Origin of the sequence: Nocardiopsis sp. NPDC006832, from assembly GCF_040635885.1 — a bacterium.
GTDB lineage: Bacteria > Actinomycetota > Actinomycetes > Streptosporangiales > Streptosporangiaceae > Nocardiopsis.
In genome coordinates this window covers 1-14,816 of record NZ_JBEYLC010000065.1, presented here as the reverse complement: position 1 = coordinate 14,816, position 14,816 = coordinate 1, and the positions used below count along the sequence as shown (strand labels likewise).

The window sequence follows — 14,816 nt, the reverse complement described above, 5'->3', positions numbered from 1 at the left end:
TCTGGTCGGTCTTTCCGGGAGCGGCCGACCAGATGGTCTGACGCATCCGCGACAATGGAGGGGTGAGCCTCTACCGAGACGAGGGTGTGGTCCTGCGCAACCAGAAGTTGGGCGAGGCCGACCGCATCGTCACCCTCCTGACCCGCCGCACCGGACTGGTGCGCGCCGTCGGCAAGGGCGTGCGCCGTACCAAGTCCCGCTTCGGCGCCCGCCTGGAACCGTGCACCCACGTCGACCTCCAACTGCACACCGGGCGATCCCTCGACGTCATCACCCAGGCCGAGACCATTCGGTCCTACGGCACGGCGGTGGCCCACGACTACTCCCGGTACACCGCCGCGACCGCGATGTTGGAGACGGCCGAGAAGGTCGTCGCGGTGGAGAAGGATCCGGCGCTGCGCCAGTTCCTCCTGCTCATCGGTGCCCTACGTACCCTGGGTGAGGGAGGCCACGACTCCAGGCTGGTCCTGGACGCCTACCTCCTGCGGTCGCTGGCCGTGGCCGGCTACGCCCCGGCCCTGACCGAGTGCGCGCGCTGCGGAACCCGGGGGGAACACCGTGCCTTCGCGGTGCACGCCGGCGGTATGGTCTGCTCGGTGTGCCGCCCGCACGGCTCCGTGTACCCCGCCCCCGAGACGGTTCGACTCATGTTCGACCTGCTCGGAGGCGATTGGGGCAGCGCGGACGCCAGCGACGGCAGGCACCGCTCCGAGTGCAGTGGGATGGTCGCGGCCTACCTACAGTGGCACCTGGAGAATGGAATTCGATCCCTGCGCCATGTGGAGCGTTCTTGAGCCTGTTCAGCTTCGACAAAGGAGGGCGGGACCAGCGGGAGTACACCGCACCCGTCCCGCACCCCAGTGGGGCGCGGCCCCCCCGGATCCCCGCCGACCTGGTACCCCGCCACATCGCCGTGGTCATGGACGGCAACGGCCGCTGGGCCAAGGAACGCGGTCTGCCGCGCACCGAGGGCCACAAGGCGGGGGAGGCCTCCCTCTTCGACGTGGTCGAGGGCGCCCTGGAGATGGGTGTGTCCAACCTGTCCGCCTACGCCTTCTCCACCGAGAACTGGAAGCGTTCCCCCGACGAGGTGCGGTTCCTGATGGGCTTCAACCGCGACGTCATCCGTCGGCGCCGTGACGAGCTGCACGCCCGTGGCGTGCGCGTCAAGTGGTCCGGACGCGCGGGGATGCTCTGGAAGAGCGTCATCTCCGAGCTCAAGGACGCCGAGGAGATGACCAAGGACAACACGGCGCTGACCCTCCAGTTCTGCGTGAACTACGGCGGCCAGGCCGAGATCGTCGACGCCGCCCGCGCTCTGGCCCGTCAGGTCGCCGAGGGCCGTATGTCCCCGGAGAAGATCACCGAGGACACGATCTCCCAGCAGCTGTACGCCCCCGAGGTCCCCCCGGTGGACCTGTTCGTGCGCTCCTCCGGGGAACAGCGGCTGTCCAACTTCCTGCTGTGGCAGAGCGCCTACGCCGAGTTCGTCTTCCTGGAGACACTCTGGCCCGACTTCGACCGCCGCGACCTGTGGCGTGCCTGTGAGATCTACGCGAGCCGGGACCGCCGGTACGGAGGTGCCGTGCCCAACCCGGTCGAGGGGGAGAAGAAGTGAAGGATCGCGAGGACGCACTGATCCGACCCGGGATGTCCCTGGTCTCGATGGGGGACAGCTTCACCGAGGGCGTGGGAGACCCCTACGCGGACGGCTCCGGGGTGTTCCGCGGTTGGGCCGACCGGCTGGCCGAACACCTGGCCGACCACGTCGGAGAGATCCGCTACGCCAACCTGGCGGTACGCGGCAAGCTCATCCGGCAGATCGTCACCGACCAGCTGCCGCCCACCCTGGAGATGGCCCCGGACCTGGTGACCCTGTGCGCCGGCGGCAACGACCTGCTGCGCCCGGCCGGTGACCCCGAGCGCCTGGCCCGCGTCCTGGAGCACACCGTGTCCCGCCTGCGCGAGGGCGGTAGCGACGTGGTCCTCTTCACCGGCGTGAACATCGCGACCGGGTACATGCGCGGCACCATCGGCCTGTTCGCGCGCTACTACATGAACGTGCGCGCGATCGCCGACGAGTACGGCTGTCACGTGGTCGACCAGTGGTCCATGGACGTGCTCACCGACTCTCGCGCCTGGGACGAGGACCGACTGCACATGTCCCCCGAGGGACACCGTCGGTTGGCGCTGCGCGTGGCCGACGTCCTCGGCGTTCCCACCTCCGAGCGCTGGGACGAGCCCTGGCCCGAGATCGATCCGGTGCGCTGGGCCCAGGCGCGCCGTGAGGACCTGCACTGGGTGAAGGAGTCCCTGGGCCCGTGGATCGGCCGCCGCCTTACCGGGCGTTCCTCCGGTGACACGGTGACCGCCAAACGTCCTGAACTGACGCCCCTGACCAAGGATCGTTGACCCGGTCGGCGGGCGGGGACCATGGGCGGTCGCCCCGAGCGACCCAGGGCGCACCGCCCGTGGTGTGAGGTCCACCCCAAAACGTGACGAACCATCAACCTACTGTCGCGTAACCCGGGTCTCGGGTTGCATCATCGAACACCATGAGTGGTGTGCGGACCGGTTCCTCCGGTGAATGGAAGAGCAAGGACATCCTGTCCTACGTCGCCCTCGGTGACAGCTTCACCGAGGGTATGAGCGATCATTACCCGGACAGCGACAGCGTGCCCAACGGCCGCTATCGGGGTTGGGCCGATCGTGTGGCCGAGCATCTCGCCGAACACGTCGGTGAGATCCGCTACGCCAACCTCGCGATCCGAGGTCGCCTCATTCGCCAGATCCGCGACGAGCAGGTGCCGCGCGCGGTCGAGATGAAGCCCGACCTCGTCACCCTGTGCGCGGGCGGGAACGACATCCTGCGCCCCGGCAGCGATCCGGACCAGGTCGTGGCGATCTTCGAGTCGATGGTGGCCGAACTGCGCGCCACCGGCGCCCGGGTGGTCATCTTCACCGGCTTCGACACCAACTGGCAGCCGGTCATGCGCCACCTGCGCGGCAAGATCGCCACCTACAACATGCACATGCGCGCGGTCGCCGACAAGTACGGCTGCGAGGTCGTCGACGTGTGGAGCATGCGCGCCCTCGACGACAACCGTGCCTGGAGCTGGGATCGCCTGCATCTGTCCTCTGAAGGTCACCGGCGCCTGGCCCTGCGCGTGTGCGAGGTGCTGGACGTGCCGGTCGAGGGCGACTGGAACGAACCCTGGCCCCCGCCGGAGCCCCGTGACTGGCGTACCGCCCGCCACGAGGACCTGCACTGGGCGCGAGAGTTCCTGGTCCCGTGGATCCACCGCCGGCTGACCGGTCGCTCCTCCGGCGACGGTGTGAGCGCCAAGCGCCCCACCCTGCAACGCTGCGAGCCCACGCACCATCGCACCGACTGACCCGGTGCCCGGAGCCGTCCGAGCATGAGTGAGGCCCCCACCGATCGGTGGGGGCCTCACTCATGAGGGCGAGCGAAACGGTTCAGCCCTTGGAGCACTCGGCGCAGGTACCGAAGACCTCGACGGTGTGGGTCACCCCGGTGAAACCGTGTTGGGCGCCGATCTCGGCGGCCCAGCGTTCCACCGCGGGCCCCTCGATCTCCACCGCGGTGGAGCACACCCGGCAGACCAGGTGATGGTGGTGGTTCTCGGTGTCGCACGCGCGGTAGACGGCCTCGCCCTCGTCGGTGCGGAGCACGTCCACGTCGCCCGAGTCGCTCAGCGCCTGGAGGGCGCGGTAGACGGTGGTCAGGCCGATCTTGGAGCCGTCGGCCCGCAGGTCCGCGTAAAGGTCCTGCGCACTACGGAAACCGGAGGAGGCCGTCAGTGCCTGATGCACGGCCTCACGTCGTGTACTCATGGTGTCACCTTCCCCCGATCGGTCTGGAGCATCGTATCCGTGGGGCCTGTCGATGTCGGCGCCACCCCACGGCCCTTGGTGGCCCGGCGCAGAACCCCACCGGCGACCACGGCCACGCAGTACACCGCGAGGGCCAGGAGGACGATGGTGGCTCCGGGAGCCAGGTCCGAATAGAACGCGGTGGTCAGTCCGCCCACCGAGGACAGCAGGCCGATGAGCACGGCCAGGCCCATGGTCACACGGAAACTGCGGCTGAGCTGCTGCGCCGCGGCGACGGGGACGATCATCAGGGCGCTCACCATCAGCACGCCCACCACCCGCATCGCGATCACCACGGTCAACGCCGCGGTCACCGCCAACAGGATGCTGAGGAAGCGCACCGGCAGCCCGTGGGCCCGGGCCACCTCCTCGTCCTGGCACAGCACGAACAGCTCCCGGCCGAAGATCGCCAGGACCGCCAGTACGCCCACGGCCAGTACGCCCACGACCCAGATGTCCTCCTCGGCGACGGTGCTCACCGAACCGAACAGGAAGGAGGTCAGGGTGGCGTTGCTCGCCCCCGGCGTCAGCCCGATGAGCAGCACGCCACCGGCGATGCCGCCGTAGAACAGCAGGGCCAGCGCCACGTCGCCGCTGGTGCGGGTACGGACCCGGACCAACTCCATGAGGACGGCGCCCAGGGTCGCCACCACCGCGGCGGTCACCACGGGGGAGGTGCTGGTCATCAGGCCCAGCGCCACACCGGTCAGCGCGACGTGGCCGATGCCGTCGCCCAGCAGGGCCAGACGCCGCTGGACGAGGAAGGTGCCGATCACCGGGGTGACCAGACCCACCAGCACGGCGGCGATCAGTGCCCGCCGCATGAACTCGTAGTGCAGCAGTTCAGTCACGGTGGGGCACCTCTAGTCGGACGATCTCCGCGTTCACGTCGGTGGGCGCCACGCGGGGGTCGGGGTCGTTGGGATCGGGGTGGGGGTGCTGGTGTTCGTGCCCGGGCCGCGCGCACTCACCGGTGGCCTCGGGCGGGGCGCCGTCGTGCACCGACCGGCCGTGCTCCAGGACCACGGCGCGTTCGATGACGTTCTCCAGCGGCCCCAACTCGTGCAGGACCAGGACCACGGTGCTGCCTTGTTCGCGCAGGCGTGCGATGGCGCGGGCCAGTGCCCGCTGGTTCTCGGCGTCCACCCCGGCCATGGGTTCGTCCATGACGAAGGTGTCGGGGCGTCCGGCCAGCGCGCGGGCGATGAGCACCCGCTGCTGCTGGCCGCCGGAGAGCTCGCGTACGGCGTCGCCGGCCCGGTCTCTCAGGTCGACGGCGGCCAGGGCGTCGTCGACGGCGGCTCGGTCGGCCTTGGTGGACAGCGACAATCTGCGGCGTCGGGCGACCTGACCCGAGGCGACGATCTCGCGGACGGTGGCGGGCACGGCGCCCCCTGCGGTGAGCCGCTGGGGCACGTAGCCGATGCGCTTCCAGTCGCGGAAGCGGCGCAGCGGCGTGCCGTGGATCCGGATCTCACCTGAGGTGAGCGGGACGATGCCGAGCATCGCGCGCATCAGGGTCGACTTGCCCGAACCGTTGGGTCCCAGGACGGCCATGGTCTGACCTGAAGGGATCCGAAGGTCGACGCCGTTGAGGACGGGAGCGCCGTCGTAGGCGGCGTGCGCGTCGATGGCCTGGAAGGCGGGCGGGGTCTCGGGGGCGTTCGCCCTCGCCCCGGTGAACTGGTCAGACACTCACACATTATGGCGAAAACGAAAATGGTTGTCAAAACTTGATGTTCGGTTCGCCGCAGGTCAATAGCCCAGGACACGGGCCACCGCCAACACCGACACCACCAGGATCATCAGTATCCGGGGCGCCCGCCGGCGTCGGTCCAGGGTCGGCCAGGTCAGGTACGCCAACCATGAGAAGAACACCACCACCAGGGCCAGACAGAGCGCCCCCGGCACACCCGGCGCCATCAGGCCCGCGATGAACAGGGCGCCCAGCGCCACCGGTGCCGACCAGCGAGGGCGTTGGTGCAACCACACCAGTGGGACCGCGCTGCGCCGCTCCACCTCGCGGCGCAGTCGGCCCGCGCCCGGAGTGAACAGGGAGTCCCCCTCGGGAAGTGGGCGCTCGTCTTCGTGCTCGGGAGAGGTCATCGTCGCCCGTTTCCCCTTCATCGGTGTTCATCGGGATGTCCCGTCCCGCTTGCCTGGTAGATTCACATGCGTGTCCGCCGCAGGTGGCGGGCATGCGCGGGTAGGCGATCCGTGCCAGTCTGCCGAGACCTCTGGGTCACACCATGTCAGTGAAGCCCATGTCAGTGAAGCAGGAACCGGCCGCCGCCGCGAGGCGTGCGACACCACTCGAAGGTCGAGGATCGTCGAGTGGAAATCCCGTCCAGGGAGGAAGCCGAGTTCGTGGGTCAGACCCTGTCGCAGGGCACCGCGGCGTGGGAGCGGGCACCGTCGCCCGTCCCTCGCAGCCCCTCTCCCCCCGGTTTTCGCTGTCCGGGGCTCGGTGCACGAAGGGTCAAGTACCTTCTACATTCAGTTAGTGACCGTCTGATCAGCGCGGACCGTCCGCACTACGGTGCCCGCACGTCGCACCGCGACGAACCCTCCGGAGGGTGTCAACTTCCGTGCCCGAACCCACAGTCATCGTGACGTTCGACGTCACCGAGCCTCATCTGCAGAACTGCCTCGACTCACTGGCCCGTCAACGCGACGAGGTCCAGACCGGGGACGCGTCGCCCGACGACGCCAGGACCGACACCGAGATCGTCCTCGTGCCGGTCCGTAACGGCGGTGGCGACACCGTCGACGAGTCCACCGATCCGGAGGTCCCCGAGGGGCGGGCCACCGAATCGGATACCAACGGTGACAACGAGGACAACGAGGAGCCCGAGACCGGCTCCGAGGGGCCCGGTCCCGAGGAGGACGAGCAGGGCGACGAGGCCGTCGCCTCCGCGCGCGAGGACGGCTTGGCGACGGCCCGCGCCTTCGCGCAGGCACCGCCCGCCGGCCTGCGCGTTCGGCTTTTGGACGGGGAACCGGCGCCGCACCACCCCGAGGCCCGCGCACGCGGCGCGGCCGAGGCCGGCGGCAGCCACCTGCTCTTCCTCACCGGCTCCGACGCCCTGACCAGCTACGCGGTCGCCCACCTGTTCCACAGTGCCACCGACACGCGCTCGGACCTGGTCATCGGCAACGTGTACCGGTTCAACGAGTTGGGCGCCTCGCCCTCCAAGGCGCACAAGAGACTCTGCGGCCGTCTCCGCCTGGCCGAGGACCCCCGCAACATCGGTGGCCTCGCCTCCGACGCCACCCTGGGCAACCGGCTCTGGCGCAAGGAGTTCTGGCTCTCGCGCACCGCGCCCGAGATCGACCCGCAGGACGACGACCTCGCCGTCCGGCGACTCTCACTGAGCGCCGACGCCGTCGACGTCCTGCCCGCCCCGGTGCTGCTCAAGCGCGAACGCACCGACACCCGGCTGCCGCTGGAACAGGCCGTCCTGAAGCGGCGGCTGACCGCGATGCGCCGGATCGCCGAGGATCTGGGCGCGGCCGACCGCGAACTGTGGGACCGTACCCTCCTCCAGGGCGAGATCCACAACCTCCTCTTGCGCCTGGACGACGCGGACGCGCAGGTGCGCGAGATCGCCATGGACCTGGTCAACGCCTACCTGGACCACGTGTCCCCGTCCCTGCTGCGCGGCCTGTCGGTCCTGAACCGACTCCTGTACCACCTGGTGCGCAAGCGCCGTTCCCAGGACGTGCTGGAGGTCGCCACCTTCGCCAAGAGCGTCGAGATCAAGAAGGCGCCCGCCGTCCGTCAGGGGTTGGGCTACTACATCCGCTACCCCTTCTTCGAGACCGACGATCAGACCAAGTCCGTGCCCCGGGAGATCTACCGGCTCGAGGACGAGATCAAGGTCCGGCAGAAGACCGAGGCCGTCCACTGGGAGGACGGGCGCCTGCACATCAAGGGGCGCGTCGGCATCCGCCACCTGCGCGCCCACAAGCGCTGGCACCAGCACATCGTCGCCTTCGCGGTCAACACCGCCACCAAGCGACGCATCCGCGTACCCGTCCAGGTCCGCCTGGCCGCCGAGTACCGTCTGCCCGACCTGCCCGACGCGGCCCGTCACGACTACGGGGGCTTCACCGCGATCGTGGACCCGCGTCGACTGCGCTCGTCGCGCACCTGGGAGCCCGGCGACTGGAAGCTCGAACTGGTGGTGTTCAACCGCGGCCTGACCCGACGCAAGTTCATCTCCAACCCCGTCTCCGGTCAGCCCGAGCGCCCTGGCTACCACAGCGTCGGCGGCGACATGTGGATCCGCCCGCACTGGAGCCGGGAACGCCACCTGCTCATCAGCGTCGAACCCGCCCGTGCCCGCGTCACCGAACACCACTTCGAGAAGCGCGACGCCGAACTCCACATCGAGGGCGAACTGCTGGCCCCGCCCGCGGCGGAGGCCACCGGGATGCGCCTGATCCGCCGTCCCGGCACCGCTCGCCTGACCTACCCGGTCCGGATCGAGGGCGGTCGGTTCAGGGCACGCGTGCGCGCCGACGAGCTCTTCGCCCGGAGCCTGAGCGAGTGCGGCGGTGTGATCCGCCAGGAGGAGTGGGACGCCGAACTCGTGACGGAGGCGGGGGCCCGGGTGCCCCTGATCCTGCCGGACGAGGTGCCCGGACGTCCCTACAACTCCGACGGTGCCCAGCAGGAACTCGTGGTGCTGCGCAGCGCCACCGGCCACCTGAAGCTGCGCGCCGGTCGTGCCCATCCCGTGGTGGACAGCGCGGAGTGGCAGGAGCGCACCCTCGTGTTGGGCGGTGACTTCCCCGCCGGGGTGGACCTGCGCATCGTCGCCAAGGCCCGGGGCCGCGACGAGGAGCACGAACTCGAAATCGAACGCGACGGGGGCCGCTTCACCACCCGCTTCGATCCCTCCCGCATCCGCACCCTGTCCGGCGAGATCTCCCTGCCGGCCGGCTCCTACCAGCTGTGGGGGCGTATCGGGGAGGAGGGCGCCGACGAGGGCTCGGAGGCCACCGTCGACGTGGGCGTGGAGTTCGCCGACGCCATCATCGGTGAGCTGCCGTCGCAGACCGAGAGCCCCGAGCGCACCTACACGCTCACCTACCAGAACCGTGGCATCCCGGTGATCCAGGTCGGTAGCGACCTGCGCCCGGTGGAGCGGGGCACCTTCGCCCAGCGTCGCCTGCGCGAGGTCTTCTACCCGGCCCAGCGCGAACTGCCGGTGACCGATGGCGTCCTGTTCGACACCTACACCGGTCGTCAGTACTCCGACAGCCCGCAGAGCATCTACGCGGAGCTGCGCGAGCGCGAGGGCTGGGCCGACTACCCGATGTCGTGGCTGGTCGCCGACGGGCAGGTGCGCCTGCCCGACGACCTCACCCCGGTCCGTCACAAGGGCGAGGAGTTCTACCGGGAGCTGGCTCGCAGCCGCTACCTGGTGACCAACTCCCGCCAGCCCGCCTGGTTCCATCGCCACCCCGACCAGTTGGTCGTGCAGACCTGGCACGGGTCGATGCTCAAGCGCATCGGCTTCGACGTGGAGAACATCCGTGGCAAGTCGCGCGACTACTTCGACAAGCTGGCCTGGGAGACACAGCAGTGGGACTACCTGGTCTCGCCCAGCCCCTGGGCGACACCGATCCTGCGCAGCGCCTTCCGCTTCGACGGCGAGATCCTGGAGACCGGCTACCCGCGCAACGACATCTTCTTCTCCGCGGACAAGGAGCGCGTCGCCGAACGCACCCGGCGCGTCCTGGGCCTGCCCGAGGGCAAGAAGGTCGTGCTGTACGCGCCGACCTGGCGTGACGACAAGTACTACACCCGGGGCAAGCACAAGCTCGACCTGCACCTGGACCTGCGCCGGATGTACGAGAAGCTCGGCGACGACCACGTGCTGCTGGTGCGCCGCCACCCCCGTGTGGTCGACAGCGTGCCGATCGTCGGTGAGGACTTCGTCTACGACGTGTCCCTGTACCCGGAGATCATGGAACTGTTCCTGATCACCGACGTGCTCGTCACCGACTACTCGTCGATGATGTTCGACTTCGCCAACACCGGGCGTCCCATGCTCTTCTTCACCTACGACCTGGAGGGCTACCGGGACAACCTGCGCGGCTTCTACTTCGACTTCGAGGAGACCGCGCCCGGCCCGTTGCTGACCGAGTCCGACGACGTCATCGAGGCCCTGCTCGACATCGACGAGGTCGCGGCGCGCAACAGCGCCAAGTACCGGTCGTTCGTCGAACGGTTCTGCCCGCTGGACGACGGTCGGGCCTCCGCCAGGGTCGTGGACCGGGTGTTCGGCGAGTAGGCGCGGAAAGACCCGATCACGGGCCGTTCCGGGACTCCCGGGACGGCCCGGCCCGTCTCCTGGGCCACAATGGGATCGTGATCGTCATCACCCGTTACTCCGTGCCCGAGGCCGACACCGAGGCCTTCCGAACCGACGCCGACGCCGCCGTGGCGGTACTCGCCGAACGCCCCGGATTCCGGTGGCACCGCATCGGCCGTGCCGCCGACGATCCCACCCTGTGGACCGTCGTGACCGAGTGGGACGGCGCCGGCTTCTACCGTCGCGCCCTGTCCTCCTACGAGGTCAAGGTCACCGCCGTGCCGCTGCTGTCCCGAGCCATCGACGAACCCAGCGCCTTCGAGATCCTCCACCCCGCGAAGACCCCTTGACCTGATACGCGGCGGGTCGGCCGGCCCCGGTCCTGGGAAAGGAGTGCGCGAGAGTCCCTTGGTTGCTCTAGCCTGGGGTGACGCGGTCGCCCGGTGCGCCACATCCGTGGCTCCGCGCGTGATCCGCGTTCCCAACACACGACGATGTATCGCGAACAGCGATCCACCGACCGCCAGCCGGATGGAGAGTCACCCATGGCCGCCAAGTCAGAGGCAATGGACGCACTGGTCAACCTCGCCAAGCGCCGAGGTCTGGTCTACCCCTCCAGTGAGATCTACGGAGGTCTGCGCGCCGCCTGGGACTACGGCCCCTTGGGCGTGGAGCTGAAGAACAACGTCAAGCGCCAGTGGTGGCGTTCGATGGTGCAGGAACGTGACGACATCGTCGGCCTGGACTCCAGTGTGATCCTGGCCCGCGAGGTCTGGGAGGCCTCCGGTCACGTCCGTGAGTTCGCCGACCCGCTCACCGAGTGCCAGGCCTGCCACAAGCGCCACCGCGCGGACCACCTGATCGAGGCCTACGCAGAGAAGCACGGTCACGAGCCCGCCGAGGGCCTGGCCGAGATCGCCTGCCCCAACTGTGGCGCCAAGGCCTCCTTCACCGAGCCGCGCATGTTCAACGGTCTGCTCCGCACGTTCCTGGGCCCGGTCCAGGACGACAAGGGCCTCGCCTACCTGCGCCCGGAGACGGCGCAGGGCATTTTCATCAACTACAAGAACGTCGAGCAGAGCGCCCGCCGCAAGGTCCCCTTCGGCATCGGCCAGATCGGCAAGTCGTTCCGCAACGAGATCACCCCGGGCAACTTCATCTTCCGGACCCGCGAGTTCGAGCAGATGGAGATGGAGTTCTTCTGCAAGCCCGGCAGCGACGAGGAGTGGCACGAGTACTGGATCCAGCAGCGCCACCAGTGGTACCTGGACCTGGGCATCGCCAAGGACAACCTGCGCCTGTACGAGCACCCGCAGGAGAAGCTGTCGCACTACTCCAAGCGGACCGTCGACCTGGAGTACCGCTTCAACTTCCAGGGCAGCGAGTGGGGTGAGCTGGAGGGCGTGGCCAACCGCACCGACTACGACCTCAAGACGCACTCCGAGGCCTCGGGCGTGGACCTGTCCTACTTCGACCAGGAGAGCAACGAGCGTTACTTCCCCTACGTCATCGAGCCCGCGGCCGGTGTCGACCGGGCGGTGCTGACGTTCATGTTGGACGCCTTCAACATGGACGAGGCCCCCAACGCCAAGGGCAAGCTGGAGAAGCGCGCCGTCATGCGTTTGGACCCGCGTCTGTCGCCGGTCAAGGCCGCGGTCCTGCCGCTGTCGCGCAACTCCGACCTCTCGCCCAAGGCTCGTGAGCTCGCCGCCGCGCTGCGCAAGCGCTGGAACGTGGAGTTCGACGACGCCGGTGCGATCGGTCGTCGCTACCGTCGCCAGGACGAGATCGGTACCCCGTTCTGCGTCACGGTGGACTTCGACACCCTTGAGGACAACGCGGTGACCGTGCGCGACCGCGACACCATGTCGCAGGAGCGCGTGTCGTTGGACAACGTCGAGATGTACCTGGTGGAGCGCCTGCCCGGCTGCTGATCGGTACATCGGGGTTCGGGCCCCGTGCTTCGCGTTCGCGGAGCACGGGGCCCTTCTCGTCCGAGGGGACGGGGACGTTCGTCCTTACCCGTCCCACCCGAAATGCCCTGGTGCGATAGGAGCCGATCTGTACCTGTCGGCCCGACGGTTGTAACGTGACGCGGACACACGACCGGTGCGGACCGGCGTCGGAACGGGGGGCACATGGGACGGGTCACCACACGCCAGAGGATTCTGCGGATCAGGGACGGCGTGGTGAGCGAGCGGGCGGACACCCTGGTGGCCGAGGAACCGTTGGAGGTACGGATCGACGGTTCCCCGCTCACGGTCACCATGCGCACCCCCGGCAACGACTTCGACCTGGCCGCGGGGTTCCTGGTGGGGGAGGGCGTGGTCCACCACACCGAGGACGTGCGGGTCATCCGCTACTGCGCGGGCGCCACCGAGGACGGTTCCAACACCTTCAACGTGCTCGACGTGTCCCTGGCCCCGCACGTCCCGACGCCGGACACCTCACTGGAGCGCAACTTCTACACCACCTCCTCCTGCGGGCTGTGCGGCAAGGCGAGCCTGGACGCGGTGCGTACCCAGGCCAGGTGGTCGGTGACCGAGAACGAGGCGGGGGTCGGGCTGTCGACGCTGACGCGACTGCCCGATCGGCTGCGCGAGGCCCAACGGGTGTTCGACCGTACGGGTGGCCTGCACGCGGCCGGGCTGTTCACCACCGAGGGCGAGCTGTTGGTGGTGCGTGAGGACGTGGGCAGGCACAACGCCGTCGACAAGGTGGTGGGCTGGGCCCTGCGAGAGGGACGTCTGCCGCTGCGCGAGAGCGTGCTGATGGTGTCCGGGCGCGCCTCGTTCGAGCTGGTCCAGAAGGCCTGGATGGCGGGGATCCCGACGCTGGCGGCGGTCTCGGCGCCGTCCTCCCTCGCGGTCGACCTGGCCACCGAGGCGGGGATGACGCTGGTGGGGTTCCTGCGCGGGGAGTCGATGAACGTCTACGCGGGCCGGGAGAGGGTGCTGATCGAGGCGGCCTCCCCCGTGGCCTGACGCTCCCCGGGAACGCGGAGACGGCCGGACCGGGGGGAGCGGTTTCCGGCCACCGGGTGGATCAACCCGACGTGTACACGACGAAGGACACCGCGATGTAGTGGCACACGAACGCCGCGATGGTCAGCGAGTGGAAGATCTCGTGGAAGCCGAACCAGCGGGGCGCGGGGTCGGGTCGCTTGAGCCCGTAGACCACGGCGCCGACGCTGTAGAGCACGCCGCCGACCAGGATGAGGATCCAGGTGGCCGGGTGCGTGCCGTTGACCAGGTCGGGGATGAACAGCACCGCCACCCAGCCGATGGCCAGGTACAGGGCGGTGGAGAGCCAGCGTGGGGCGTTGAGCCACAGGAGCTTGAACGTCACCCCGGCGATCGCCCCGCCCCAGACCAGGGCGAGCATGGCCACGCGCAGGGTGCCGTCCAGGACCAGCGTGATGAACGGCGTGTAGGTGCCGGCGATGATCAGGTAGATGTTCGAGTGGTCCATCCGGCGCAGCACGCGTTGGGCGGGCGGTGACCAGCGGCCCACGTGGTACACGGCCGAGGTGCTGAAGAGCAGGACCGAGCTGAGCGCGTAGATCGCGGCGGCGAGCATCGCGGGCAGGGTGGGGGAGAGCGCCACCAGGACCACACCGGCGGCGAGCGCGAGCGGGGCGGTGCCCAGGTGCAGCCAGCCGCGCAGTCTGGGTTTGACGGCCTCCAGCAGGTCACCGGCGGCCGTCGCGGCCCGTTCGGGTACGGAGGCGTTCGCCTCGGTCTCCACCCGCCCTTGCCTCTTGATCACGTCGCGCACCCTTCTGCCGGTCCGGTCCCGCCCCTTGACGGGTCCGGGTAAAGCCTAACTTACGGGAGCGTAGGTTACTTAAAGGTAGGGCTGTGTCGCCCCGCACAATATGGGCTTGGAGTGTCGGCCGGGGTGGGGGAGTGGTCCCGGGGTCGCCGGGGTCGGTGGTGGGCCTGGTGCGTTCGGATCCTCCTTGGTCGAACGGCCTTGACCGGTGGGTTCGTTCCATGGATGTGCGCCGATCCCAAGGAAGTCGAGGTGGGGGCGCTGATGAATAACTGGACCATTGGTATAGACCTTTTTAACGCCTTTGAACTGCGAATATGCCATGAAGTGGTGGTATCTGGAGGGTTGCTTTTGTCGGATGTGGATAGGGTCGCGCCCAGATCCAGAGGCCGGCCCCGAACGCCGGGTCGCCGCGAGAACGAGGGAGCACCCCCGTGACCAAGCATGTCTACAAGTTCACCGAGGGCAACAAGGATCTGAAGGATCTTCTCGGTGGCAAGGGCGCCAACCTCGCCGAGATGACCAACATCGGTCTCCCCGTTCCCCCCGGCTTCACCATCACCACCGAGGCGTGCCGCCACTACCTCGACAGCGGCACCATGCCCGCCGGACTGGACGAGGAGATCGAGGCCCACCTCGTCGAGCTGGAGAAGACGATGGGCCGTGAACTCGGCAGGCCCGACGACCCGCTCCTGGTGAGCGTACGTTCGGGCGCGCGCTTCTCCATGCCCGGCATGATGGAGACCGTCCTCAACATCGGCCTCAACGACGAGTCCGTCGTCGGACTGGCCATCCAGGGCGGCGACGAGCGCTTCGCCTGGG

General features: G+C 68.9%; 14 protein-coding genes. 9 read left to right on the top strand and 5 right to left on the bottom strand.

All coding sequences use genetic code 11. The annotated features are described in order from the left end of the window. The first annotated feature begins 62 nt into the window (after positions 1-62). The 4 genes from recO (at position 63) to ABZ717_RS23890 (ending at position 3,395) form a co-directional block, all read left to right on the top strand. Positions 63-794 carry a DNA repair protein RecO gene (gene recO / locus ABZ717_RS23905; RefSeq protein ID WP_358514199.1) on the top strand — a complete coding sequence of 244 codons (732 nt, stop codon included), beginning with the start codon at positions 63-65 and terminating at the stop codon, positions 792-794. Continuing rightward, positions 791-1,618 (top strand): isoprenyl transferase, encoded by an 828-nt coding sequence (locus ABZ717_RS23900; RefSeq protein WP_358514197.1) that lies wholly within the window; start codon positions 791-793, stop codon positions 1,616-1,618. Before recO ends, ABZ717_RS23900 begins: the two co-directional genes overlap by 4 nt. A 32-nt stretch (positions 1,619-1,650) precedes the next feature. After that, entirely contained in the window at positions 1,651-2,412 is a 762-nt protein-coding gene (locus ABZ717_RS23895; RefSeq protein WP_358514225.1) for an SGNH/GDSL hydrolase family protein, read from the top strand. A gap of 143 nt (positions 2,413-2,555) precedes the next feature. Beyond that, on the top strand, positions 2,556-3,395 hold the full coding sequence (locus tag ABZ717_RS23890; RefSeq protein ID WP_358514195.1) for an SGNH/GDSL hydrolase family protein: 840 nt from the start codon (positions 2,556-2,558) through the stop codon (positions 3,393-3,395). 82 nt (positions 3,396-3,477) lie between these two features. Here ABZ717_RS23890 and ABZ717_RS23885 read toward each other — a convergent pair whose 3' ends face one another. The 4 genes from ABZ717_RS23885 to ABZ717_RS23870 are packed head-to-tail and all read right to left on the bottom strand — an operon-like array spanning position 3,478 to position 6,000. Further along, entirely contained in the window at positions 3,478-3,855 is a 378-nt protein-coding gene (locus ABZ717_RS23885) for a transcriptional repressor (RefSeq protein WP_358514193.1), read from the bottom strand. Further along, positions 3,852-4,745 carry a metal ABC transporter permease gene (locus ABZ717_RS23880; RefSeq protein WP_358514191.1) on the bottom strand — a complete coding sequence of 298 codons (894 nt, stop codon included), beginning with the start codon at positions 4,743-4,745 and terminating at the stop codon, positions 3,852-3,854. The genes ABZ717_RS23885 and ABZ717_RS23880 overlap by 4 nt, the downstream gene beginning before the upstream one ends. Then, on the bottom strand, positions 4,738-5,589 hold the full coding sequence (locus ABZ717_RS23875; protein ID WP_358514189.1) for a metal ABC transporter ATP-binding protein: 852 nt from the start codon (positions 5,587-5,589) through the stop codon (positions 4,738-4,740). Before ABZ717_RS23875 ends, ABZ717_RS23880 begins: the two co-directional genes overlap by 8 nt. 60 nt (positions 5,590-5,649) lie before the next feature. Next, complete coding sequence (locus ABZ717_RS23870) at positions 5,650-6,000, bottom strand: DUF6703 family protein (RefSeq protein WP_358514187.1); 351 nt, start codon at positions 5,998-6,000, stop codon at positions 5,650-5,652. A gap of 482 nt (positions 6,001-6,482) precedes the next feature. Here ABZ717_RS23870 and ABZ717_RS23865 point away from each other — a divergent pair, with 482 nt between their 5' ends. The 4 genes from ABZ717_RS23865 to fdhD all read left to right on the top strand — a co-directional run bounded on the left by ABZ717_RS23865 (position 6,483) and on the right by fdhD (position 13,204). Then, complete coding sequence (locus ABZ717_RS23865; RefSeq protein ID WP_358514185.1) at positions 6,483-10,199, top strand: CDP-glycerol glycerophosphotransferase family protein; 3,717 nt, start codon at positions 6,483-6,485, stop codon at positions 10,197-10,199. Positions 10,200-10,276: 77 nt separating this feature from the next. Then, entirely contained in the window at positions 10,277-10,570 is a 294-nt protein-coding gene (locus ABZ717_RS23860) for an antibiotic biosynthesis monooxygenase (RefSeq protein WP_358514183.1), read from the top strand. A 195-nt stretch (positions 10,571-10,765) separates the two neighbouring features. Then, a complete protein-coding gene (locus ABZ717_RS23855) occupies positions 10,766-12,154 on the top strand; it encodes a glycine--tRNA ligase (RefSeq protein ID WP_358514181.1) in 1,389 nt (462 codons plus the stop codon). A 204-nt stretch (positions 12,155-12,358) separates the two neighbouring features. After that, complete coding sequence (gene fdhD, locus ABZ717_RS23850; protein ID WP_358514179.1) at positions 12,359-13,204, top strand: formate dehydrogenase accessory sulfurtransferase FdhD; 846 nt, start codon at positions 12,359-12,361, stop codon at positions 13,202-13,204. Between the two features lie 61 nt (positions 13,205-13,265). Here the strand turns inward: fdhD and ABZ717_RS23845 are convergent, their stop codons facing one another. Beyond that, entirely contained in the window at positions 13,266-13,988 is a 723-nt protein-coding gene (locus ABZ717_RS23845) for a hemolysin III family protein (RefSeq protein WP_358514177.1), read from the bottom strand. Between the two features lie 440 nt (positions 13,989-14,428). Here ABZ717_RS23845 and ABZ717_RS23840 point away from each other — a divergent pair. After that, positions 14,429-14,816: PEP/pyruvate-binding domain-containing protein (locus tag ABZ717_RS23840; protein ID WP_358514175.1), on the top strand; the 388-nt coding region annotated here is incomplete at its 3' end.